This window comes from Mycobacterium sp. NGS66 (assembly GCF_059812225.1).
Window position 1 is genome coordinate 154115 of sequence record NZ_JCALCG010000012.1, and the last position, 21440, is coordinate 175554.

Sequence of the window (21440 nt, forward strand, 5' to 3'; positions counted from 1 at the left end):
CGACGCCAGGGTCTAGCCCTGCAGCAGTGCCAGCGCGGCCTCGGCGTAGGCCTGGGGGTCCTCGATCTGCGGATAATGGCCCAAGCCGGGCAATTCCACCACCGCAGCGCCGGGACGCAGCTCGCGCAATCCGTCGAGCACGTTCGTGGTGGCGACCGGATCGTCGAGCCCCCGCACGAACCCCAGCGGTTTGGGCCAATCGCGTACGGCGCCGTGCCAGCGTTGCGCGTAACGCTCCCGCTCGTCGAGATAGCTGATCAGCAGATGGGCGATGCGATTGCCGTCGTTGTAGCGCAACAGCTCCCATTGGGCCGCGGCCTCCTCGGCGGACAGCGGATGATCGGCCGAGAACAGCCGGGCGAAGCCCCGCTGGAAACCGCGCCGATTCGCCAGCCGGGCCGCAACCGGGCCCAGCGGGCCGCGCAGCACCTTCTGAATCGGCCGCAGGCTGGCCCGTTCCAGGATCACACTGCCGTTGCTGAGCACGGCTCGCTGGATCTCGAAGGGCAGTCGGCCGTCCAGGTCACGGGCCAACAGCTCGGTGGTCACCGACGTGCCCATGTCATGGGCGAGCACCACCAGCGGGCCGGTCGTCGTCTGCGCGATCACCGTCTGCACCAGGTCCGCCTGCTCGAGCAGGCTGTAGCGATGCGGACGCGGCTTGTCGGACAAGCCGTAGCCGAGGAAGTCCATCGTCACCCAGCCGTGGTCGCCCAGGTGCGGCAGCACCGCGCGGAAATCGAACGAACTCGACGGAAAGCCGTGCAGCAGTAACACAGTCGGGCTGGCGCCCGGTTGCGAGCGGACGAACAATCGGCCGGCGTCCGTCTCCAGCCAGCGGCCGCCGTCGCGCCACTCCTGGACGCTCGGTGATGTCACCCTTCGGGCATACCATCGCCAGCGTGGTCAAAGGAGGCTTATGACGATCGATTTCACCCCGGATCCTGGGCTGTATCCGTTCCAATCGCGGTGGTTCGACAGCTCACAGGGGCGCCTGCACTACATCGACGAAGGTCCTACCAGTTCTCAAGGCCCGCCGATACTGCTCTGCCACGGCAACCCGACCTGGAGCTTTCTGTATCGCGACATCGTCATCGCGCTGCGCGAGCGGTTTCGTTGCGTGGCACCGGACTATCTCGGGTTCGGCCTATCCGAGCGCCCGCGGGGTTTCGGCTACAAGGCTGACGGGCACGCCCAGGTGGTCGGCGAGCTGGTCGATCACCTCGGCCTCGACGGCTACCTCAGCATGGGCCAGGACTGGGGCGGGCCGATCAGCACGGCCGTCGCCGTCGAACGTGCCGATCGGGTACGCGGCATCGTGCTGGGCAACACTTGGTTCTGGCCGACGGACGAGCTGACGACGAAGATCTTCAGCCGGGTGATGTCCAGTCCGCCAATGCAATACGCGATCCTGCGGCGAAACTTCTTTGTCGAGCGGCTGATTCCGGCCGGAACGGCGCGCCGGCTGAGCGCTGAGGTGATGGAGCACTACCGTGCCGTGCAACCCAATGCTGAGGCCCGCGTGGGAGTGGCCGAGCTGCCCAAAGAGCTTCTGGCGGCCCGTCCGATGTTGGCCAGGCTGGCGCGGGAAGTTCCGGAAAAGTTGGGTGCCAAGCCCACGCTGTTGGTCTGGGGCATGAAGGACTTCGCGTTCAGGCCCGGCCCGACGATCCCGCGAATGCGCCAGACGTTTGCCGATCACGTCCTCGTCGAGCTGTCCGAGGCTAACCACTTCATCCAAGAGGACGCCCCCGATCAGATCGCCGCCGCGATCATCGACCGGTTCGGCTAGACCCGCGGTCTCGCGCGTTTACGCGTACGCCTCGACCGGCGGGCACGAGCAGACCAGGTGTCGGTCGCCGTAGGCGCCGTCGATGCGCCGCACCGGCGGCCACACCTTGGGCCGGAATCCGGCCCCGAGCGGATAGGCGGCCTCTTCACGGGTATACGGGTGATCCCAGTCGGCCACCACCAGACATTGCGCGGTGTGCGGGGCACCGCGCAGCGGGTTGTCGTCAACGGGCCACTCCCCCGCCCCGACGCGGTCGATCTCGCCGCGAATGGCGATCATCGCCTCGCAGAAGGCGTCGACTTCGGCCAGGCTCTCGCTCTCGGTCGGCTCGACCATGAGCGTGCCGGCCACCGGGAAGCTCATGGTTGGAGCGTGAAAACCGTAGTCCGCCAAGCGTTTCGCGACGTCGTCGACGGTCACGCCGGTCGACTTGGTGATACCGCGCAGGTCCAGGATGCACTCGTGGGCCACCATGCCGTTCTCGCCGGTGTAGAGCACGGGGAAGTACTCGTCGAGGCGGCGAGCGATGTAGTTGGCCGAGGCGATGGCGGTCAACGACGCCGCGCGCAGTCCGTCCGCGCCCATCATCCGGATATAAGCCCAGGTGATGGGCAGGATCGAGGCCGACCCATAGGGTGCCGACGACACCGGATGGCCGTCGGGCAGTTCGGGGGCATAGGGGTGGCCCGGCAGGAACGGCGCCAGATGCGAACGCACCGCGACCGGCCCCACACCGGGACCACCTCCGCCGTGCGGGATGCAGAACGTCTTGTGCAGGTTGAGGTGGCTGACGTCGCCGCCGAACTTCCCCGGCCGGGCCAGTCCCACCAGGGCGTTGAGGTTGGCGCCGTCGACGTACACCTGGCCACCGGCGTCGTGCACGGCCGCGCAGATCTCGGCGATGTCGTGCTCGTAGACCCCATGGGTGGACGGATAGGTGATCATCAGCGTCGAGAGCCGGTCGGCGTGCTCGCTGACCTTGGCGCGCAGATCGTCCAGGTCGACGTCGCCGTTCTCGTGACAGCCCACGACCACCACCCGCATGCCGGCCAGCGCTGCCGACGCCGCGTTGGTGCCGTGCGCGCTGGACGGGATCAGGCAGACGTCGCGGTGCGGTTCTCCCCGGCTGGCGTGGTAGTCGCGGATCGCCAGCAGGCCCGCATACTCGCCCTGCGAGCCGGCGTTGGGCTGCAGCGAGACGGCGTCATAGCCGGTGATGGCCACCAGCCAGCTCTCCAGGTCGGCGATCAGGCGGCGCAGCCCCGGGGTGTCGGCTGCCGGGGCGAACGGGTGCAGACGCGCGAATTCCGGCCAGGTGATCGGCTCCATCTCGGCCGCGGCGTTCAGCTTCATGGTGCAGGATCCGAGCGGAATCATGCTGCGGTCCAAGGCAATATCTTTGTCCGCCAGCGCACGTAGGTAGCGCATCATCGCCGTCTCGGTGCGGTACTGGGTGAACGCGGGATGCGTTAGGAACTCCGACGTGCGGGTCGTGATCTCCACGGTGGCCGGGGAGCCGGGCGATACCCCGAACGCATCCAGCACCGCCGCCACGTGCGCGTCGGTGGTGGCCTCGTCACAGGCCACCGACACGTGGTCGGCGTCGACGCGCCACAGGTTGATGCCGCTGGCCTTGGCCGCGGCCACCACCTCGTCCGCTCGTCCCGGTACCCGGGCCAGCACGGTGTCGAAATAGGTGTCGTGTACCAGGGCGTCGCCCAGGGCCGCGCCGATGGTCCGGGCATGCGCGTGTACCCGGCGCGCGATCGCGGTCAACCCCTCGGCGCCGTGGTAGCTGGCGTACATCGCGGCCATCACCGCCAGCAGCACCTGTGCCGTGCAGATGTTGCTGGTCGCCTTGTCGCGGCGGATGTGCTGCTCGCGGGTCTGCAGAGCCAACCGATAGGCCGGCGACCCGTCGGCGTCCAGCGAAACGCCGATCAGCCGCCCGGGCAGCTGGCGGGCGTGGTTGGCGTGCACGGCCAGGTAACCGGCATGTGGGCCGCCGAATCCCATGGGCACGCCGAATCGTTGCGTGGTTCCGAACGCGACGTCGGCGCCGATCTCGCCGGGCGGGGTGATCAGCGTCAACGCCAGCAGGTCGGCGCCGATCGCGACCAGCGCGCCCCGGTCATGCGCCTGCGCCACCAGCGCGGCCCAGTCGGTGATCCGGCCGCTGGCACCGGGAAGCTGGGCGATGACCCCGAAGAACTCGCCGTCCGGCAGCCCGTTGCGCAGGTCGGCGGTCACGATGTCGATGCCCAACGGTTTGGCCCGGGTGGCCAGCACGGCCGCCGTCTGGCCGAACAGGTCGCTATCGACGGCCAGCCGGTTCGAGCCGCCACGGGATGCCCGGTGCATCAGTGTCATGGCTTCGGCAGCCGCGGTGCCCTCGTCGAGCATCGAGGCGTTGGCGATCTCTAGCCCGGTGAGATCGCTGACCAGCGTCTGAAAGTTGAGCAGCGCCTCCAGCCGACCCTGGCTGATCTCGGGCTGATAGGGCGTGTAGGCGGTGTACCAGGCGGGGTTCTCCATGATGTTGCGCAACAGCACCGGCGGGGTGAGGGTGTCGTAGTAGCCCTGCCCGATCATCGAGACCGCCACGGTGTTGGCGTCGGCCAGCGACCGCAGCTCGGCCAGCGCCTCGGCCTCGCTCGCGGGCGCCGGCAGTGTGTCCAGCCCCGGTGCGACGCCGGCGGTGGGCTTGTCGAGAATGCCCGCGGGGACGGCCTTGTCGGCCAGTTCGTCCAGTGAGTTGACGCCGATGACGGCCAGCATGGTCTCGACGGCCCCGCGATCCGGGCCGATGTGTCGCTCGGCGAACGAGTGGGCGGTTGAATTCCCTGACATGGGGCGAACTCCTGGTACGGCGCTACAGAGGAAGGGTCTAGCGGCCCTCTCCCTCTGTCTTCACCCGTGCACCAGGCGCCTGAGAGATTCGGCGCCGCTAACCGGCACCTTTCCCCATCGGCGGGCGATGACCGTTGTGGTCGCCACCGCTTTCCAGAGGCGTCGTTGTCTCGCGCGGTCCGGGGGCCTGAGAGGTTGACGGAGAGGTGTTGCTCCTTCGGCGTCCATGACTGGCGATCACGGAACTCTCCCGCGCAAGCGCGACGCGTCGTCTAGTTTACCCGCCCGCACTTGCTCAGCCGCGAGCGTCCGCATTTGTACGCCGCTACGCCGTCCGGCGCGTGCATTTGCGCGCGCTCGCAGAGGAAGCCTCAGCCGATTTTGCGGTCGCGATGCTTGCGGCGCGAGGCCAGCTCGTCTTCGGGAGCGGCGATCGACTCGCCGCCGTCGGCGCGCTCACCGGGGAAATCAGCGATGACGCCGGTCAGCTCCCGCATCGCGCCCGAGACCGCGATGCCGAACACCCCCTGGCCGCCCTGCAGCAGGTCGACGACCTCTTCGGCCGACGTGCACTCATACACGCTGGTGCCGTCGGAGAACAGGGTGATGTTGGCCAGGTCCTGCACGCCCCGCTGGCGCAAGTGATCGACCGCGACGCGGATGTTGTGCAGCGAGATACCGGTATCCAGCAGGCGTTTGACGATCTTGAGAACCAAGATGTCCTTGAACGAGTACAGCCGCTGGCTGCCGGAACCCGCCGCGCTGCGAATCGAGGGAACCACCAAGGATGTGCGTGCCCAGTAGTCCAGCTGCCGGTAGGTGATGCCGGCGATCTGGCAGGCACTTGGCCCGCGATAGCCCACCAGCTCGTCGGGCACGGAGTCGTCGGGGAACAGCCCGGGCTGCACCGGCTCGCTTGGTGCGGCAGCGTCAGCGGTCGCGACGTTGGCTTGGTCAGAAAGGTCCAGCTGCTCCTGACGTGGCTGCTCGCTCACGGTGGTTCCTCTCGCCGATCGCGCTCGTGTAGTCGCTGCGTCGCTGGCTGCCCCCGGCAACCACGGTCACTCAGGCCCGAGTGCTAGTGAGCATACGCTTGTCACTAGCTGCCGTGGCCCGAGATGATCTTCAAGTCGTGTTCAAAGTATGGCTGTCGGTCGGCCCAGGAGCGGGCCATCCGCTAGGCGTGTCGGCAAAGCAGCGCCAGATGAGACGCATCCGTAACGTCGCCGCTGCTACGTCGCCTTGAAATCGTCGGGCGACACGCTGTCGAGAAATTCCTTGAACTTCTCCACCTCATCCTCCCGAACCGCGCTGCTGGATTCCTCGTCGCTTTCGTCGGGAATCAGCAGTCCGGCCTGAGCCAGCACGGCTTCTTCGACGTAGATCGGAACGCCAACCCGCAGTGCGATCGCCACCGAGTCCGAAGGTCGCGCCGACACCGTGATGTTGCGGTCGAAGACCAGGTCCGCGTAGAACGTGCCTTCTTGCAGGTCTGTGATTCGCACCTCTTTGAGCGAATGGCCAAGCGCAGCAATGAGATCCCTGATCAGATCATGTGTCAGCGGTCGGGGTGGCTCGACCCCTTGCTGCTCCAGGGCGATGGCCGCGGCCTCCGCCTGGCCTATCCAGATCGGCAGATAGCGGTCACCGTTGGCTTCACGCAGCAACAACACCGGCTGGTTCTGCGGCTGCTCGACGCGAATGCCGACAACACGAACTTCACCCATCTGTGTCTGCCCTCCGCACATGCCGCTGTGTCCGACTGACGTCGGCGCGACGACCCCGGTCAATATCAGTGTCGCCGAACACCGAGCTGTCGACCGAAGTCTAGTCCTCAGCGGTGCAGAAGGTCGCGAACCGCCGACTTGATCAACGAGGTATGCAACGTGATGGCAAGCGCGGCAACCTCGCGGGCCAGATCGTCGGCACGATCACGGGCACCGGCTTTACCGGCTTTGACCAACGGCCCGGCGATCTGAGCGATCAGGTCGGACTGCCGATCCGCGGCTGATCGGAAGGCTCGCAGATGCCGTGGCTCGACACCGTATTGGGCCAGCGCGCGTGCGCACTGCAGGATCACGACCGCGTGTTCGTCGAAGAATCCGCCCGGCCCGGTGGTGATCACCCCGGCCTTGAGCAGCGCGGTCAGCAGGTCCTCGTCCACTCCGGAGCGTTCCAGCAAGTCTTCTCGGCTGAGCCGGATGCGGGTGGGCCCCACCTCGGCGGTGTCGGATCGGGAAGTGGCGGCTCCGTTTTCGGCCACCGGCACCAATCGCGGTACGCCATAAGGCGATGCGACCGAGGGGATTTCACCGTCCGGCTGGGCGTCGAGCTGGGCTCTGATCACCTTCAGCGGCAGGTAGTGATCCCGTTGCGCGGTGAGAATGAAGCGGAGACGCGCGCAGTCGTAGGCGGTGAACCGGCGATACCCGGAGGCGGCGCGCTGCGGTGTCACCAGCCCCTCGGCCTCCAAGAAACGGATCTTGGAGATGGTGACATCGGGGAAATCCGGCCGCAGCAGGTCGAGGACTGCCCCGATCGACATCCCGGCTACTGCCGGGCTATCGAGCGCGCCCACTAGCCTCCGCTTCCTCCTTCGTCACCCTGCTTCGGTCCGGTCAAGAACACCAAGCGGAACTTGCCGATCTGCACTTCGTCGCCGTTGGCCAGCACTGCCGAGTCCACCGGCTCGCGGTTGACGTAGGTGCCGTTCAGGCTGCCGACGTCGACGACCTGAAATTCGGTGTTCTCCAACCTGAACTCGGCGTGCCGACGGCTCACCGTGACGTCGTCGAGGAAGATGTCGCTGTCCGGGTGCCGGCCCGCGGATGTGATGGCCTGATCGAGCAGGAAACGTGAGCCAGCGTTGGGTCCGCGTTTGACGACCAGCAACGCCGAACCCGCCGGAAGGCCTTCCACGCCGGACACCGTGCTCTCGGTGCCCGCCTGAGCGGGCGCGTCGAGTTCGTTGAGGAAGTCGGCCCGGAAGACGGAAGTCGTCTCCACGGTGACTTCGTCGGAAGTCTGGTCCTGCGAACTTCCTGAGTCCCTTTCCGTCACCCGCTGCTCCTTACTGGCTGCTGTGGCGTTTGACCGGGCCGCTCGGCCGGCTTTCCAATTCCAGTGCCGTCAATGCCTGCAATGCGTATGTGTCGACCGTACCGCGCCCTGGTCCGCGATGTGGTTTCCACCGCGAGATCATCGCGCGATGCTGGCTGGCACATTAGCAATCGTCATTCGGTCAGTGTGCCGCGGTAGGCCTCAGCGTCAAGCAGCTCCGCAATGCCCGACTCCAGCGTTGCGGTATCGGGCACCTGAAGATCCAGCAGCCAGCCGGAACCGTAGGGATCCGAGTTCACCAGTTGCGGACTGCTTTCCAGCTCGGTGTTGACCGCGGCCACCGTGCCGGACAGCGGCGCGTACAGGTCCGACACCGACTTCGTGGACTCCACCTCGCCGAAGGATTCGCCGGCGGTCACCTCGGTGCCCACGTCCGGTAGCTGCACGAAAACGACGTCGCCCAACGCCGACTGGGCAAAGTCGGTGATCCCGACTCGCACGGTGTCGTCACCGCTGCGGCGAACCCACTCGTGCTCGGCGGTGTAGTGCAGATCGGACGGGATATCGCTCACGGGCAAGTCCTGTTCTGTTCGGTGGCGCTCACTTGACGGGCTGAGCGTATTGGCGTGGTTTTGGTTGCCGCAAGGTGGTCACGTCGACGCGGTCGGACTGTTGCACCGTCATCCGGGCGCCGACCCGTTTGGCACTGTCCTGGGCGCCACCGGGAATGTTCATCGCCGCGGCCAAGGTCGGCGGATCCCCAATCGCCAGAACCGAATACGGTGGCGAGAAAGTTTTTCCGTCGATAGTCAGCGAGCCTGGGCTGCCTACCACCCAGGTATCGACGCCGACCCGAACGGACTGGCGCGCATCGTTGATCTGGATGGCCTCGGCGCCGGCGGCGCGCAACTCGTTGATGACGTCGAGCATGGTGTCCGGCGCCACTCCCGGGCCGGGGTCGTCGATCTTGACGGTGACGCCCGGCCCCGTGGCGCCGACGGAACCCACCAGGATGGACAACGCCGCCAGCCTGGCCTGCGCGCTCTCGATGGCAGCCTGGTCGGTGTTGCCCGACGCCCGCAACTTGTTGAGGGTGTTCTGCAGTTCGGCCACCTCGGTCTCCAGCGTGGCCTCGCGTTGCCGCAGCGAATCCAACAGCACCAGCAAATCCGCGGGACGGGCCGTGTCCAGGGAATCGCCGCTCTTGGTCTGGTGCACTTGGGTGGCAATGGCGACCCCCAACAGCAGGCACAACAGGATCGCCAGGGCGCCGAACGTCAACCGGGAACGGCCGCCACGCAACAGCCCGGAGAGTCCCGTCCGGCGCAGCGGCCCGATTTCGGGCCGGGGACGGTCGTCGGGTAATTCGTGACGGCCGTGCGGGGCCGCGCCGTCACCCTGGCGCGTCGACGATTCGGCTGTCTCGTCGGCCGTGCTTTCTGGCGCGTCCGCGGATTCCGGGCCGTGCTCGCTCACCCCGACCTCAACTTTCGGGTCTTTTCGGGTTGACTTCCAGTGTGGCCCATCACGCACCGAACAGCCGGCGTCGCAAAGCGGCCGCATTGCCGAAAATCCGGATACCCAGCACGACGATGATCGCCGTGGACAACTGGGTGCCAACCCCGAGCTGGTCGCCGACATAAACGATGAGAGCGGCGACCAGGACGTTGAACACAAACGACACCACGAAGACCTTCGGGTCGAAGATCCGCTCGAGGTAGGCGCGCAGCCCGCCGAACACCGCGTCGAGCGCGGCCACCACGGCGATGGGCAAGTAGGGTTGGACGACCTCCGGCACACTGGGATGGAAGAACAAGCCCAGCACGATGCCGATGGCAACCGCCGCTATACCGATCATGCTGAGCGGAATCCTTCTCTCACTTGGGCCCAATCTGTTTGGCGAACTTGACATCTCGAATTGCTCCGGCGGCCAGCGCAACGCGATCAGAGACGTTCACGCTGACGCCGACGCCGTAGGAGGTCTCCAGCAGCCTGAGGCGGTGCAGACCGGGGCTGTTCCCGAACGCGTCTCGCATCGCATGCGGGGGCCCGACGGCCAGGATGGTATACGGGCTGCTGGTCGGGTTGTTGTCGACCAGGATGGCGCCGCCCGCCTGACGGATGGTCACGTTGGGGCCGATCCTGGCGCCACCGACCGAGATGGCCTCGGCGCCACTGGCCCATAACGAGTTGACGACCAGTTGCAAATCGCGGTCCAGAATAATTTGCCGGCTGCCGCTCACCCGCTGTTTGGAAACGTCGGAAAGGTTCGGGCCCACACCGGGATCGGTCACTGTCACCGTCAGGCCTGGGCCGATGATCGCTGTGCTGGCCGCAGCCAGGCTGAGTGCATCCAGGCGGGTCAGCAGCCGCTGACCCATCGCGTTGTCGGCGAGCGCCAGCCGCTGCACGTCGTCAACCTGGGCCGCGAGTACATTGCGCTGCTGGGCCAATTTGGCGGCGGCCGCTTGTGTTGCCCGCACACTCGTCGCGAGCAGTTGTTGAGCGCTGCGTACCCCGGGTGCAACGGAGCGGGCCTGTGCCGCCGCGGCCGCGAAAACCGCAACCACCAGCATCGCCGCCAATGCTTGCCAGCCCCAGCCGAAAACGCGTGCACGCCGACTCGACGGGCGATCGAGGCGGCTGCGTTTGGCGGCGGCTGCGGCGTAGCCGGGGTCCAGATGTTCGGAAAGCAGGGCCCGCAGCAGCGACGGCACGGGGATGAGCTTGGGCCGCGCCGCCGCGTGGGCGCTGCGACCGGCGTTGGGGTCATAGCCGCCGAGCAGGCGGTCCGGTTCAGACATGCTTACCCGCTTGTGGGGTCGGCTGCTCGGCCCGGCCGAGCTTGGGCATCTGGCGCACCACCAGCCTCATCTGCACCATGTACAGGACGAAGGCCCACAGGTACAGGTACAGGCCCCAGATCAGAAACCCCCACCCGCAGGCGCCCACCACGCGGCTCCACAGCGCGTGCCACTGGCCCAGCAAAACCAGCGGAAACCCGGACATCAGGGCGAAAGTCGCGGCTTTACCGAGATACGTCACCGGCAATGCGGAAAGGCCGCGACTTCGCAGCGACGGCAGCGTGGCCGCCAGCAGCCCGTCGCGGGCCAGCAGCGTGATGACGAACCACCAGGGCACAATCCCACCCGCCGCCATGGTGATCGGGACCGTCACCATGTAGAGGCGATCAACCGCGGGATCCAGCAGGACGCCCAACCGCGACGATTGATCGAGCATCCGCGCGATCTTGCCGTCGGCCCAGTCGGAGATCCCGCTGAACATCAGAATTGCCACCGCCCAGGCATTGGCGTGCGCGACCAGCAGCACATAGATGAATACCGGGATGAGCAGCAGGCGAATGGCGCTCAACACGTTGGGTACAGTCAGCACCCGATCGGTTGCGCGTGCGGGCTCCATATGCGGTGACCTTAGCCCGGCCCCTTCTTGGTGGCGATACGGCCCGCACCGACGGACCGTTGAACGCTCGACACGCCCCTAGCGGAACACTCCGGGCAGGCTCAGCGTGGAAAGCGTGTCATCCGCCAGCGGATTGTCGTTGACCATGTACGTCCACGTCGACGTCGGCCGGGCCAGCTTGGACAGATCCAGCCCCGGCTCCTCCTCGAGCACATTCGCGGTCTCGAAAGTCTGCTGCGCCGCCTCGATCGCGTCGGCGGCCAGCGAGGCGAACGCGTCGACCGCCAACCGGTGAAACTCGTCCAGCGGATTCTGGCGCCCCAGTGCCCGCAGATGGATGCTTTCCCGGATATCGGCCAGATAGGCCAGATGATCCGCCCAGCCGCGGTCCAAGTGATACAGCATGATCAGCCGGCAGATCTTTTCCAGACGTTCCTCGGCCTCGTCCTCGGGCATTGCCTCAGCGAGCTCCTCGTACCGCTTCGGAGCCAGTTCGGCAAGTTCCTCGCGGGCGGTCGCCGTGCGCAGCAAGGTGTTTCGGCGTTCGACGATGATGGCCCGCTGTTGGGCGATCAGCTGGTTGTAGCGCCAGGTGTTGGCGTGGATGTCCAGCATGTGGCCCTCGGCGACCCGCTGGGCGTGGTCGAGCAACCCGGCGGCCTTCGGGCTGACGATCCGGCCGTCCTCATCGGTCTCCATGGGCAGCTTGTTGCAATCCAGGTTGGCGGAGACCACGTCGTCTTCCCAGCTCGAGAAGAACACCGACGACCCCGGGTCGCCCTGACGTCCCGCCCGGCCGCGCAACTGATTGTCCAGCCGCTGGGTGTGGTGGCGGCCGGTGCCGACCACGTGCAGCCCGCCGAGCTCGGCCACCCGCTCGTGGTCGGACTCGTCGGACCCACCGAGCCGGATATCGGTGCCGCGTCCGGCCATCTGCGTGGACACCGTGACCGCTCCGAACTTCCCGGCCTCGGCGATGACCTGCGCCTCCTCGGCGTCGTTCTTGGCGTTGAGCACCACCGCGGGCACGCCGCGGCGCAGCAACCGCTCGTGCAGCTCTTCGGATTCCGCGACGTCGCGAGTGCCGACCAGCACGGGCTGGCCCGTCTCGTGCACCTCGGCGATGTGGTCGATGATCGCGTCGTTCTTCGCCGCGGCAGTGATGTAGACCCGGTCGGACTCGTCCTCGCGGATGTTGGGGGTATTCGGCGGAATCGGTGAGACGCCCAGTTTGTAGAACTGACGCAGCTGCTCGCCGGCGGCCAAGGCGGTGCCCGTCATGCCGCACACGGTCGTGTAGCGGTTGATCAGCGCCTGCACGGTGATGGTGTCCAGCACCTCGCCGGTCTCGGTGGTCTCGATGCCCTCCTTGGCTTCGACGGCCGCCTGCAGGCCATCCGGCCAGCGTTGCAGCTGTGCGATGCGGCCCCGGGAGGCGTTGATCAGGTGCACGGCGTCGTCGCGGACGATGTAGTGCACGTCCCGTTGCAGCAGCACGTGCGCGTGCAGCGCGACGTTGACCTCGGTGAGCGTGGTGCCGACGTGTTCCTCGGAGTACAGGTCTATGCCGCCGAGGGCCTTTTCGACCTTGCGGGCCCCGGTCTCGGTCAGGTGGACATTGCGGTTGTCGGAGTCGGTGTCGTAGTCAGTTTCCGCGGACAGGTTGCCGACCAGCTTGATGATCTCCAGGCGCGGGGTCTCCCGGTGGGTGGTGCCGGCCAGCACGAGTGGCACCAGCGCCTCGTCGACCAGCACCGAGTCGGCCTCGTCGATCAGCGCCACATCCGGATTGGGTGATACCAGGTCCTCGACATCGGTCACCAGCTGATCGCGCAGCACATCGAAACCGATCTCGTTGACCGAGGCGTAGGTGATGTCGCAGCCGTAGGCGGTCCGGCGCTCTTCGCTCGTTGACTCGGCGGTAATCCAGCCGACCGTCAGGCCCATGGCCTCCAGCAGCGGACCCATCCACTCGGCGTCGCGGCGGGCCAGATAGTCGTTGATGGTCACCACGTGCACATGCCGCCCGGCCAGGGCGTAGCCGGCGGCCGCGATCGCCCCGGCCAGCGTCTTGCCCTCACCGGTGGCCATCTCGATCACGTCGCCGGCGAGCATCCGCAGCGCGCCGAGCAGCTGCACGTCGAATGGCCGCAGGCCGGTGGCCCGTTCGGCGGCTTCCCGGGCGATGGCGAGGAACTGCGGGATGTCGCTGGATTCCGCGAGATCGTCAAGGTTCAGCAACCCGGCCGCTTTGCGGAGTTGCTCGTCGTTGAGGTCGGCGGCTTCGTCGTCGTATTCGGCGGACGCGGTCACCTCGGCGAGGGAACGGTTTCTGTTCTTCTCCGTGCTGGCGCCGAGCAGCCGCCAGAATCGGCTGCTGACTCTGCCAGGTTGGCTTTGGGTGGTCTTCGGCACAGGTCAACGGTACGCGAGCGGGCGGACGTCACGAGGGTGCGTGTCCGTACAGCGACACGCCGTAAACCACGGCAATTTGCGCGCGCTCGCCGCTACTTCAGTTCGGTCAGGCCAGGTTGGATCGGCGCGGATAGGCGACGGTGGGATCGGTGAGCACGTTGACGACGGCGGGCAGGCCACTGGCAAACGCGCGTTCCAGCGCGGGCCGCAGCTCTGCCGGCGCCGACACCAGCTCCCCGTGGCCGCCCAGCGCGCGTACCACCTCGTCGTAGCGGGTGCCAGGGCGCAACTCGGCGACCACCGAATAGCCGTACAACGCCTCCATCGGGTGCTTCTCCAGGGCCCAGATGCCGTTGTTGCCGATGACCGAGACGACCGGCACGTTGTGCCGGACCAAGGTGTCCCATTCCATGCCGCTGAACCCGAAAGCGCCGTCGCCCTGCAGGAGCACGACCTGCCGGTCCGGACGGGCCAGCTTGGCGGCCAGTGCGTAACCCGGCCCGGACCCCAGACAGCCGAACGGCCCGCTGTCCAACCAGCATCCGGGCTGATAGCTGTCGATCACCCGGCCGGCATAGGACCCGAAATCTCCGGCGTCGATGACGACGACGGCGTCGCGGTCCAGCATCGGGGCCAGCTCGGCATACACCCGCATGGGATGCAGCGGGGTGCGATCGTCGGCCAGTTCGGCCCGCTCGCGGTCGCGCGCCGTGGTCTCCACCGTGCGCAGCTCGCCGATCCAGTCCTGATGGCCGGTGGTGCTTCCGACGGACAGCGCCGCCAGGGTCGTCGTCAGGTCCCCGTACAACCCTGCCGCGATCGGCCTGGGGTGCTCGCGGCCCGGCTCGACGCGATCTACCACGACGATCTGGGTTTCCGCCCCGAACACCCCGCCGAAACCCAGCCGGAAGTCCATGGGCACGCCGATGACGAGCGCCACGTCCGCCGCGCCCAACGCTTTGCCGCGCGCCCGGGAAAAGGCCAGCGGGTGATCGGCGGGAACCACTCCCCTGGCCATCCCGTTCATCAGGACCGGGATCTGCCGCTCCTCGGCCAGACGCAGCAGCGCAACCTCCCCGCGTCCCCACCAGACGTTGGTCCCGGCCATGATCACCGGTCGCTGCGCCGCCGAAAGCAGGCCGACAGCGCGCTGTAGGGCTTCGGGGTCGGGCGCGGGTTCCGCCGGCAGTTCGGTGAGCGCGCCAGCGCCGCTGTCGGCATCCGCCGGGGAGAACACGTGATCCATCGGGAAGTCGACGAAGCCGACGCCCGACGGGGCGGTGACCGCCGCCCGTAGCGCTTCGTCGACGAGCCGCCCCGCCGCCGCTGCGGACTCCGCGGTCGCGGCAAACCGGGTCAGCGGCGCCACAAACGGCACATGGTCGATCTCCTGCAGCGAGCCCATCCCCCAGCGCAGCGCCGGGGCGCGGCCCCCCAACACCAGCAGCGGCGACTGGTTCTGCTGCGCAGCGGCCATCGCGCTCATCCCGTTGGTGACGCCCGGTCCCGCGGTGAGCGCGGCCACTCCCGGCACCCGGGTGACCTTCGACCAGCCTTCGGCAGCAAACGTCGCGGTCTGCTCATGGCGGGTGTCGATCAGGCGGATCCCCTCGTCGCGGCAGCCGTCGTAAATGGAGAACAGATGACCCCCGGACAGGGTGAACATCGTGTCGATCCCGTTCGCGCGCAGTCGGCGAGCGATGAGGCGACCAGCGTGGACGGTCTGGCTGGGCGGAGCGTCGGTGCTCATGTCCGCAGCCTATCCGCCGCGCTCAGGTACTTTCGCGGGGAAGTACGCCCGGTAGGTGCGTCGGCAGCAAGGAGACGTCATAGATGGACCACAGACTCTTCAAGCCGTCCATCGACTGGTCGGCGGCAATCCCGAATTCCATCAAATTGCTCGCAATCGGCTGGGTGATCAGCGCTGTCTGTCTGGTGGCCGGATTGACCGTCCTGAGGTATTCGACGGTCTGGGGCCGCCAGTTCTGGCGGATCAGCGGTGCCTACTTCACCGGCCGTCGCGCCGTGCGCGTCTGGGCAATGCTCGGCGTGTTGTTGCTGTTGGTGCTGCTCTCGGTGTACCTCGACGTGCTGCTCACCTTCTTCTACAACGACATGTACTCGGCACTGCAAATAGCGTTCAAAGGCGACGCAACAGGCGACGCGCAGGTCTTTCGATCGGGCCGAGATGGTTTCTATGGCTCGCTGCTGCATTACAGCGTGCTGGCTGCCATATACATCGCAAAGATCCTCCTCGACATCTATCTGACGCAGCGATTCATCATCGCCTGGCGCATGTGGCTGACCAGGCGCCTCACCGACGACTGGCTGGACGGCAAGGCGTACTACCGCGATCTGTTCATCGACCAGCCCATCGACAACCCCGATCAGCGCATCCAGCAGGACATCGATGTCTTCACCGCCGGCGTCGGCGGCACTCCGAACATCCCGTCGCACAGCGCCCGGGACATCTTGCTGTTCGGTGGTGTCCACGCCGTCGCGTCGGTGATCTCGTTCGCCGCGCTCTTGTGGAAGCTGTCCGGGCCGCTACTCGGAGTGCCGCGCGCGATGTTCTGGATCGTGCTGGTCTTCGTGTTGGTGGCGACCGTCGTCGCGTTCTGGGTCGGGCGTCCCTTGGTCTGGCTCAGCTTCAGCAACGAACGGCTCAACGCCGTGTTCCGATATGCGCTGGTGCGACTGCGCGATGCCGCCGAAGCGGTCGGTTTCTACCGTGGTGAGCGCGTCGAGCGGGCGCAGTTATGGCGGCGCTTCACGCCGATCATCGACAACTACCGCAGGTACGTTCGCCGGACGATCGCGTTCGAAGGATGGAACTGGTCCATGACGCAGGTGATCGTGCCGCTGCCGTGGGTAGTCCAGGCGCCACGATTGTTCGCCCATCAGATTACGTTCGGCGATGTGGTTCAGACCGCGTCCGTGTTCGGCCATATCCACGATTCGCTGTCGTTCTTCCGCAATCAATACGACAAGTTCGCGTCTTACCGCGCGGCGATCATGCGGCTGCACGGTCTAGTGGACGCGAACGAAAAGGGGCGCGAGCTACCGGCGATCCTGGTCAAGCCCAGCCGCGACGTGGCCGTCGAGCTCGCGAATATCGAGGTGCGCACGCCGGCCGGCGATCGCTTGGTTGACCCGCTCGACGTCGAACTCGAAAATGGGTCCTCGCTGGTGATCGTCGGTCCGTCCGGATCCGGGAAGACCACCCTGCTGCGCAGCTTGGCCGAGTTGTGGCCGTTCGCCTCCGGCACGCTGTCCTGTCCGGCCGGTGACAACGCGACGATGTTCTTGTCGCAGTTGCCCTATGTACCGCTGGGCACGCTGCGCACCGTCGTGTGTTATCCGAATTCTCCGGACGACGTCCCCGACCACCGGTTGCGCGAAACGCTGGTGAAGGTGGCGCTAGCCCCGCTCTGCGACCAGCTCGACGAAGAACGGGACTGGGCCAAGATGCTTTCCCCGGGCGAGCAGCAACGCATTGCCTTTGCCCGCATCCTGCTCACCAAACCCAAGGCGGTTTTCCTCGACGAAAGCACGTCGGCGCTTGACGAAGGGCTGGAATTCGCGCTCTACCAAATGCTTCGGAGCGAATTGCCGGACTGCGTGGTGGTCAGCGTCAGCCATCGGCGTGCCGTCGAACTGCTGCATGACCGCCAGCTGGAGTTGCTGGGCGGCGGCCAATGGCGGCTGGGCCCGGTCGAGAAGGAGACGGCCAACCTGCCCTAGGCCTGCGCTGCCGCCGCGGCGTGGGCTCCGGCGCGGCGGCCGAAGAACGAGCCCTCACCCAGTTGGGTGCCGCTCGCGTAGCCTTTGCCGTCCTGAGCCAGGTTCGACGCGCATGCACCCACCGCGTACAGCCCGGGGATGACGCTGCCGTCGGCGCGCTGCACCTCGCCGTCGACCGTGACAGCCAGGCCGCCGACGGTGAATCCGGAATACATCGCCCTTCCGAGCGAGAGATCGAACACGGCCCATGGCCCATTGTCTTGCGGCGCAAGGAATTCCGGCTGCTTGTGGAAGTCCGGATCTTCGCCCTTGGCGGCGAACTCGTTGTAGCGGTCCAGCGTCGCCGCGAGGTTGCCTGCCGGAATGCCCAGCGCCGCTTCCATTTCGGCGATCGTCTCGTAACCGTCGAGGAACCGGATCAGCGGCATTGCGGGCATCTCGGTGTGTGCTTCGTCGACGATCAGGTAAGCGGTTTGGTCCGGCTGTTCCAGCACGAACGCCGACGTGCGCGAGTGATAGGAATCCTCGGCGACGAAGCGGTTGCCCTGGTTGTTCACGATCACCCCGGTGAGCAGAATTTCCGGCGGGTAGGCGGCCGCCGTGATGAACAACTCGTCCATGTGTTCGGTGGCGCCGCCCGCCGAGACGCCCATTCGAATGCCCAGCCCGTCGTCGTTGGGGTTGCCCAGGATGTAGGGGGCCACCAAGCCGTGGTGTTTGGTGCGCCGCGGCTGACCCAGCGCCGGGGTGTGCTCGGCGACCATGTCGGGGTTCATCGCGAAACCGCCTGCGGCGATCACCACCGCCTTGGCCTTCACCGCGCCGGTTTCGGTGAAGTGCTTCCACGCCGCGCCGACCACCGCGCCGTCGTCGTCGACGATCAGGTTGGTCGCCCCGGTCTCGTAGCGGATCTGGACTCCCAACGCATCGGCACGCTTCACCAGCAGGTCGATGACCATGGCCGCGCCGCCCAATTCGCCGGGCACCGGCACCGAGTGCCCGCGCGGTGCCGGGATGGCCTGTTCGCAGAATGGCCATACCTTCTCATTGCCGGTGTAGCTCAGGCCCTCGGTGCCCGGCGGGACGACCACTTTGCCCGGGAAGTAACTGCGCTCGAACTGAAAACCCAGGTCTTCCAGCCAGTTGAAATGTTCGACGCTGCCCTCGCAGTAGGCGCGAATCTTGGCGTGGTTGGGCTTGCGCGACACGGCGACCAGGTACTTGTACATCTCCTCAGGCGAATCTGGGTGACCGGTAGCCTGCTGCACTGCCGTCCCGCCGCCCAGGTAAAAGTGCCCTCCGGCAAGGGAAGTGGTGCCGCCGGCCGCCGCGGCGCGCTCGAGCACCAGCACCCTCGCGCCGGCGGCCGCCGCGCTGACGGCCGCACAGCCGCCGCCGATGCCGAAGCCGATCACCAGCACATCGACGTCATCCGACCACGACGTCACCGTGTCCGCTTTGACCGTCGCCGGGATCTCGGTGCTCATTGCGTCACTCCTGTTTGGTCTGCTCGCGCTTGATGTAGTCGTAGAACGCCCTCATCTCCGCCGAGATGTAGGCGATCTCGATGAACGGCACGCCGTCCTGCGGAGCTGACACGTAGGCGAATTGGATTCCGCCGGGCATCACGCCCTGTTGGACGACCTGTGCGCCATTAGCCGTAGCCGATGCCAGCGTGGCGTCCAATTGCTCGGGGCTTTCGGCCTCCACGCAGATGTGGTGCAGACCCGGCCCGTGGTCACGCAAAAAGTCACTATAGATGTTCTCGCCGCAGACCGGTGAGAGCAGCTCCAACTGCATGTCGCCGAGGTAGCTCAGCGAGAGGCTCGCGACGAAGTCCGCGGGCTTGCCGTGATAGGTGCAGCTGTCCGGACCGAAATGGACGTCGGGGATCCGTATCCACTTCCGCACGCCTAACAAGCTGGTGAGGGCCATTTCAGTGGCGTCCAGGTCGGTCGTCACCCACGCGATTTGCGTCGGCGATTGAATGGGAAGGCTCATCGTCTCGCAGGATAGCCCAGTCCGTGAAAAGCCCATAGCTCGCCAACGGCGCCCTGAATAACCTTTGCCGTCGCCAGCAACAAACACGCGCCAAGGGCCGGGTGAACGCGTTCTAATTTCGGCGCAGCGCGCCTCGGGTCAGTGCTGGGCCAGCAGGCCTACCAACAGCCGCACCTGGGTATCGAACACCGCCTCCGGGTCGGTGAGGGTGTCGGCCCCGTACTGTCCGAACACCTCCAGGCTGATCGCGCCCACCACCGTCGCCCAGAGCAGAAAGCACTTGGCGATGACGTGATCGTCGCCGGGGAAGCCGAATTCTTGTCGAATGCGCTCGAAGTCCGACGACATCGGTTGTGCCACAACGTCATTGGTTAGCCTGACATCCCCGGTGGCGATCCCCGCGGCAATGGCGTCGAAGAAGGCCGCGACGACGCGGGTGCCCACGCCGACCGTGCGCTCCGGTGGTGCGTGGTAGCCGGGCACGGGACTGCCATAGAGCAGCGCCCAGCGTGCGGGATGCGCGACGGCCCATCGCCGCACCGCCCGCGCGATCGCCAGGACGTCCTCACTCCACAGTTCGGCCGGGTCTTCGCGCGCTGCTCGGGCCGCATCGACGGCGTCGGCCAGGTCGGAATAGGCGTCGACGAGGAGCAAAGTCAGCAACTCGTCGCGGTTGGACACATAGCGGTACACCGCTGAGGACACCATGCCCAAGTCCCGGGCTATCGCACGCAGCGACAACCCGGCCGCGCCATGGTCGACCAGGTGGCGACGGCCGAGCTCGATGATTCTGCCCTCGATCTGCTCCCGCGACTCCTGACGTTTGCCCACCCGGCCAGTCTCGCACAACCGAGATCACCGCTCTTGCTTCTTCCGTCGGCCTGTGGCACTGTAGATAAGTCAGAGAGCGGTGCTCTCGGTTTCTCATCGCTGACCAAGAGAGGGCTGCATCATGCCAACGCGATATGAACAACCCGGCCGGGCCGCCCGAGCCGCCAACAAGGTGATGCGCTGGCTCGCCGAACTGGGGATAAGCATCGCCGGAAGCCGGGCTCTGCGCGTCCGGGGCCGTAAGACCGGCAAACAGCGCGGCGTGGTGATCAACTTGCTGACCGTCGAGGGCGTGGACTACGTCGTCTCGCCACGCGGCAACACGCAGTGGGCCCGCAATGTCCGGGCCGCAGGTGTCGTCGAAGTGGGACCACGGTGGCGCACAGCTCCCGTCGGCGTCCGCGAGGTGCCTGACGACGCCAAACCCGAGCTGCTCAGGCGCTATCTGGCCAAGTGGTACTGGCAGGTGAAGGACTACGTGCTGGGCTTGACACCACAATCCGGCGACGACGAATTGCGCGCTGCAGCACCAGCTATCCCGGTATTCGCCCTGCAGCCGGCCATCCGCTGACGCCGGCGGCGTCTACCCCGCGCCAGCCAGGTCCGCGTTGGCCTGCTCGGAGATGTTGCGCCAGGACACCGCCGCCGGCAAATCTCCCCACACGCTGTTGAAGATGCCAACGATTTGGGCGCTGCCCCCGTTGGAGATGTACACCGGCCCACCCGAGTCGCCCTTTTGGCTGACGACGCCGTGGGACATGGTGAACCAGCCATTGTTGACGCTTTCGACGGTCCCGCAGGTCTCACCGGTGGTCACGCCGAAATGGCAGATCGCCTGCCCGGGCGCGACCGACGCTCCCTTGCCGTCGAGCCGGCGACCGCCGGGCAGTATGTTGCTCACCGCGACGTTGTCGGCAAGCGTGATCGCTTCGTAGTCGGCGATCATCTGGTCGGTCGCAACGGTGGTCCCGGTAGGCGTGTTGTCGCGGAAGGCCGCCATATGGCCGATGACGTTGTTGGCCCAGTCGGTGACCACTCCTCCGCCTCGGCAATGTCCGGCGGTGTAGGCGATTCTGCGGGCCGGGTCGACGTAGCCCAGGGTGCACAGTTTGCTGTCCTGATGGATTTCCATGCCGGGGAATACCGACGGGGTGTCGGCCCGGGCCGTTCCGGGTAGCAATCCGGCCCCAACTACCGCTACCGCGCCCGCGGCCCACCATCGCACTGCCCAGCGACGCTCCATCGCACTCCGCTCTGTCAGGGCCGGCGAACACGGCCGACCTCAGGTCGAGGTTATGGCTCAATCCCCCGTTGCCATAGCTTTTCG

The 21440-nt window shown here is 66.6% G+C and carries 20 protein-coding genes and 2 riboswitches; of the genes, 3 read left to right on the forward strand and 17 right to left on the reverse strand.

Annotated elements, in window-relative coordinates; genetic code table 11:
- Positions 1 to 12: 12 nt before the first annotated feature.
- Complete coding sequence (locus tag AC5Y2L_RS20895) at positions 13 to 879, reverse strand: alpha/beta hydrolase (RefSeq protein WP_499937746.1); 867 nt, start codon at positions 877 to 879, stop codon at positions 13 to 15.
- A gap of 40 nt (positions 880 to 919) precedes the next feature.
- Between AC5Y2L_RS20895 and AC5Y2L_RS20900 the strand changes: the two genes are divergently transcribed.
- A complete protein-coding gene (locus AC5Y2L_RS20900) occupies positions 920 to 1792 on the forward strand; it encodes a haloalkane dehalogenase (RefSeq protein ID WP_499937748.1) in 873 nt (290 codons plus the stop codon).
- Positions 1793 to 1810: 18 nt separating this feature from the next.
- Here the strand turns inward: AC5Y2L_RS20900 and gcvP are convergent, their stop codons facing one another.
- From gcvP to AC5Y2L_RS20960, 12 genes are all read right to left on the reverse strand, one after another.
- Positions 1811 to 4642, reverse strand: a complete 2832-nt coding sequence (gene gcvP / locus AC5Y2L_RS20905; RefSeq protein ID WP_499937749.1) for an aminomethyl-transferring glycine dehydrogenase — start codon at positions 4640 to 4642, stop codon at positions 1811 to 1813.
- A gap of 46 nt (positions 4643 to 4688) precedes the next feature.
- Positions 4689 to 4807: riboswitch (glycine riboswitch) on the reverse strand.
- Positions 4808 to 4905: riboswitch (glycine riboswitch) on the reverse strand. It abuts the riboswitch before it with no gap.
- A gap of 108 nt (positions 4906 to 5013) precedes the next feature.
- Positions 5014 to 5637 carry a MerR family transcriptional regulator gene (locus tag AC5Y2L_RS20910; protein WP_499937750.1) on the reverse strand — a complete coding sequence of 208 codons (624 nt, stop codon included), beginning with the start codon at positions 5635 to 5637 and terminating at the stop codon, positions 5014 to 5016.
- 237 nt (positions 5638 to 5874) lie between these two features.
- Positions 5875 to 6369 carry a bifunctional nuclease family protein gene (locus tag AC5Y2L_RS20915; protein WP_499937751.1) on the reverse strand — a complete coding sequence of 165 codons (495 nt, stop codon included), beginning with the start codon at positions 6367 to 6369 and terminating at the stop codon, positions 5875 to 5877.
- 107 nt (positions 6370 to 6476) lie between these two features.
- Positions 6477 to 7220, reverse strand: a complete 744-nt coding sequence (gene ftsR / locus AC5Y2L_RS20920) for a transcriptional regulator FtsR (protein WP_499937753.1) — start codon at positions 7218 to 7220, stop codon at positions 6477 to 6479.
- Positions 7220 to 7702 (reverse strand): glycogen accumulation regulator GarA, encoded by a 483-nt coding sequence (garA, locus tag AC5Y2L_RS20925; protein ID WP_499937754.1) that lies wholly within the window; start codon positions 7700 to 7702, stop codon positions 7220 to 7222. Before garA ends, ftsR begins: the two co-directional genes overlap by 1 nt.
- Positions 7703 to 7875: 173 nt before the next feature.
- Positions 7876 to 8274, reverse strand: coding sequence for a glycine cleavage system protein GcvH (gcvH, locus tag AC5Y2L_RS20930; protein ID WP_499937756.1), 399 nt, complete (start codon positions 8272 to 8274; stop codon positions 7876 to 7878).
- Between the two features lie 28 nt (positions 8275 to 8302).
- Positions 8303 to 9178, reverse strand: a complete 876-nt coding sequence (locus tag AC5Y2L_RS20935; RefSeq protein ID WP_499937758.1) for a DUF881 domain-containing protein — start codon at positions 9176 to 9178, stop codon at positions 8303 to 8305.
- 49 nt (positions 9179 to 9227) lie between these two features.
- A complete protein-coding gene (locus AC5Y2L_RS20940; RefSeq protein ID WP_067232259.1) occupies positions 9228 to 9560 on the reverse strand; it encodes a small basic family protein in 333 nt (110 codons plus the stop codon).
- A 19-nt stretch (positions 9561 to 9579) separates the two neighbouring features.
- Positions 9580 to 10506 carry a DUF881 domain-containing protein gene (locus AC5Y2L_RS20945; protein ID WP_499937760.1) on the reverse strand — a complete coding sequence of 309 codons (927 nt, stop codon included), beginning with the start codon at positions 10504 to 10506 and terminating at the stop codon, positions 9580 to 9582.
- Positions 10499 to 11122 carry a CDP-alcohol phosphatidyltransferase family protein gene (locus AC5Y2L_RS20950; protein ID WP_499937762.1) on the reverse strand — a complete coding sequence of 208 codons (624 nt, stop codon included), beginning with the start codon at positions 11120 to 11122 and terminating at the stop codon, positions 10499 to 10501. Before AC5Y2L_RS20950 ends, AC5Y2L_RS20945 begins: the two co-directional genes overlap by 8 nt.
- Before the next feature lie 78 nt (positions 11123 to 11200).
- The gene (gene secA2, locus AC5Y2L_RS20955; RefSeq protein ID WP_499937764.1) at positions 11201 to 13537 is read right to left on the reverse strand and encodes an accessory Sec system translocase SecA2; all 2337 of its coding nucleotides are present in this window, start codon (positions 13535 to 13537) and stop codon (positions 11201 to 11203) included.
- Positions 13538 to 13643: 106 nt separating this feature from the next.
- Entirely contained in the window at positions 13644 to 15287 is a 1644-nt protein-coding gene (locus AC5Y2L_RS20960) for an acetolactate synthase (protein ID WP_499937766.1), read from the reverse strand.
- 83 nt (positions 15288 to 15370) lie between these two features.
- Between AC5Y2L_RS20960 and AC5Y2L_RS20965 the strand changes: the two genes are divergently transcribed.
- Positions 15371 to 17281, forward strand: a complete 1911-nt coding sequence (locus AC5Y2L_RS20965; protein ID WP_499937768.1) for an ABC transporter ATP-binding protein/permease — start codon at positions 15371 to 15373, stop codon at positions 17279 to 17281.
- Here the strand turns inward: AC5Y2L_RS20965 and AC5Y2L_RS20970 are convergent.
- From AC5Y2L_RS20970 to AC5Y2L_RS20980, 3 genes are all read right to left on the reverse strand, one after another.
- Positions 17278 to 18768 (reverse strand): FAD-binding protein, encoded by a 1491-nt coding sequence (locus AC5Y2L_RS20970; RefSeq protein ID WP_499937769.1) that lies wholly within the window; start codon positions 18766 to 18768, stop codon positions 17278 to 17280. The genes AC5Y2L_RS20965 and AC5Y2L_RS20970 overlap by 4 nt on opposite strands.
- 4 nt (positions 18769 to 18772) lie before the next feature.
- Positions 18773 to 19282 (reverse strand): VOC family protein, encoded by a 510-nt coding sequence (locus AC5Y2L_RS20975; protein WP_499937770.1) that lies wholly within the window; start codon positions 19280 to 19282, stop codon positions 18773 to 18775.
- 138 nt (positions 19283 to 19420) lie between these two features.
- The gene (locus tag AC5Y2L_RS20980; RefSeq protein WP_499937772.1) at positions 19421 to 20113 is read right to left on the reverse strand and encodes a TetR/AcrR family transcriptional regulator; all 693 of its coding nucleotides are present in this window, start codon (positions 20111 to 20113) and stop codon (positions 19421 to 19423) included.
- 121 nt (positions 20114 to 20234) lie between these two features.
- Here AC5Y2L_RS20980 and AC5Y2L_RS20985 point away from each other — a divergent pair, with 121 nt between their 5' ends.
- Entirely contained in the window at positions 20235 to 20684 is a 450-nt protein-coding gene (locus AC5Y2L_RS20985; RefSeq protein ID WP_499937773.1) for a nitroreductase/quinone reductase family protein, read from the forward strand.
- A 12-nt stretch (positions 20685 to 20696) separates the two neighbouring features.
- On the opposite strand, the gene AC5Y2L_RS20990 is transcribed toward AC5Y2L_RS20985, so the two are convergent.
- Positions 20697 to 21356 carry an Rv1815 family serine proteinase gene (locus tag AC5Y2L_RS20990; RefSeq protein WP_499937774.1) on the reverse strand — a complete coding sequence of 220 codons (660 nt, stop codon included), beginning with the start codon at positions 21354 to 21356 and terminating at the stop codon, positions 20697 to 20699.
- Positions 21357 to 21440 lie beyond the last annotated feature (84 nt).

Bases quoted from the DNA above. Each gene is read 5' to 3' on its own strand.
- AC5Y2L_RS20900 (WP_499937748.1), top strand. From the start codon at position 920: ATGACGATCGATTTCACCCCGGATCCTGGGCTGTATCCGTTCCAATCG.
- gcvP (WP_499937749.1), bottom strand. From the start codon at position 4,642: ATGTCAGGGAATTCAACCGCCCACTCGTTCGCCGAGCGACACATCGGC.
- AC5Y2L_RS20915 (WP_499937751.1), bottom strand. From the start codon at position 6,369: ATGGGTGAAGTTCGTGTTGTCGGCATTCGCGTCGAGCAGCCGCAGAAC.
- AC5Y2L_RS20940 (WP_067232259.1), bottom strand. From the start codon at position 9,560: ATGATCGGTATAGCGGCGGTTGCCATCGGCATCGTGCTGGGCTTGTTC.
- AC5Y2L_RS20945 (WP_499937760.1), bottom strand. From the start codon at position 10,506: ATGTCTGAACCGGACCGCCTGCTCGGCGGCTATGACCCCAACGCCGGT.
- AC5Y2L_RS20950 (WP_499937762.1), bottom strand. From the start codon at position 11,122: ATGGAGCCCGCACGCGCAACCGATCGGGTGCTGACTGTACCCAACGTG.
- AC5Y2L_RS20960 (WP_499937766.1), bottom strand. From the start codon at position 15,287: ATGAGCACCGACGCTCCGCCCAGCCAGACCGTCCACGCTGGTCGCCTC.
- AC5Y2L_RS20965 (WP_499937768.1), top strand. From the start codon at position 15,371: ATGGACCACAGACTCTTCAAGCCGTCCATCGACTGGTCGGCGGCAATC.
- AC5Y2L_RS20970 (WP_499937769.1), bottom strand. From the start codon at position 18,768: ATGAGCACCGAGATCCCGGCGACGGTCAAAGCGGACACGGTGACGTCG.
- AC5Y2L_RS20975 (WP_499937770.1), bottom strand. From the start codon at position 19,282: ATGAGCCTTCCCATTCAATCGCCGACGCAAATCGCGTGGGTGACGACC.
- AC5Y2L_RS20985 (WP_499937773.1), top strand. From the start codon at position 20,235: ATGCCAACGCGATATGAACAACCCGGCCGGGCCGCCCGAGCCGCCAAC.
- AC5Y2L_RS20990 (WP_499937774.1), bottom strand. From the start codon at position 21,356: ATGGAGCGTCGCTGGGCAGTGCGATGGTGGGCCGCGGGCGCGGTAGCG.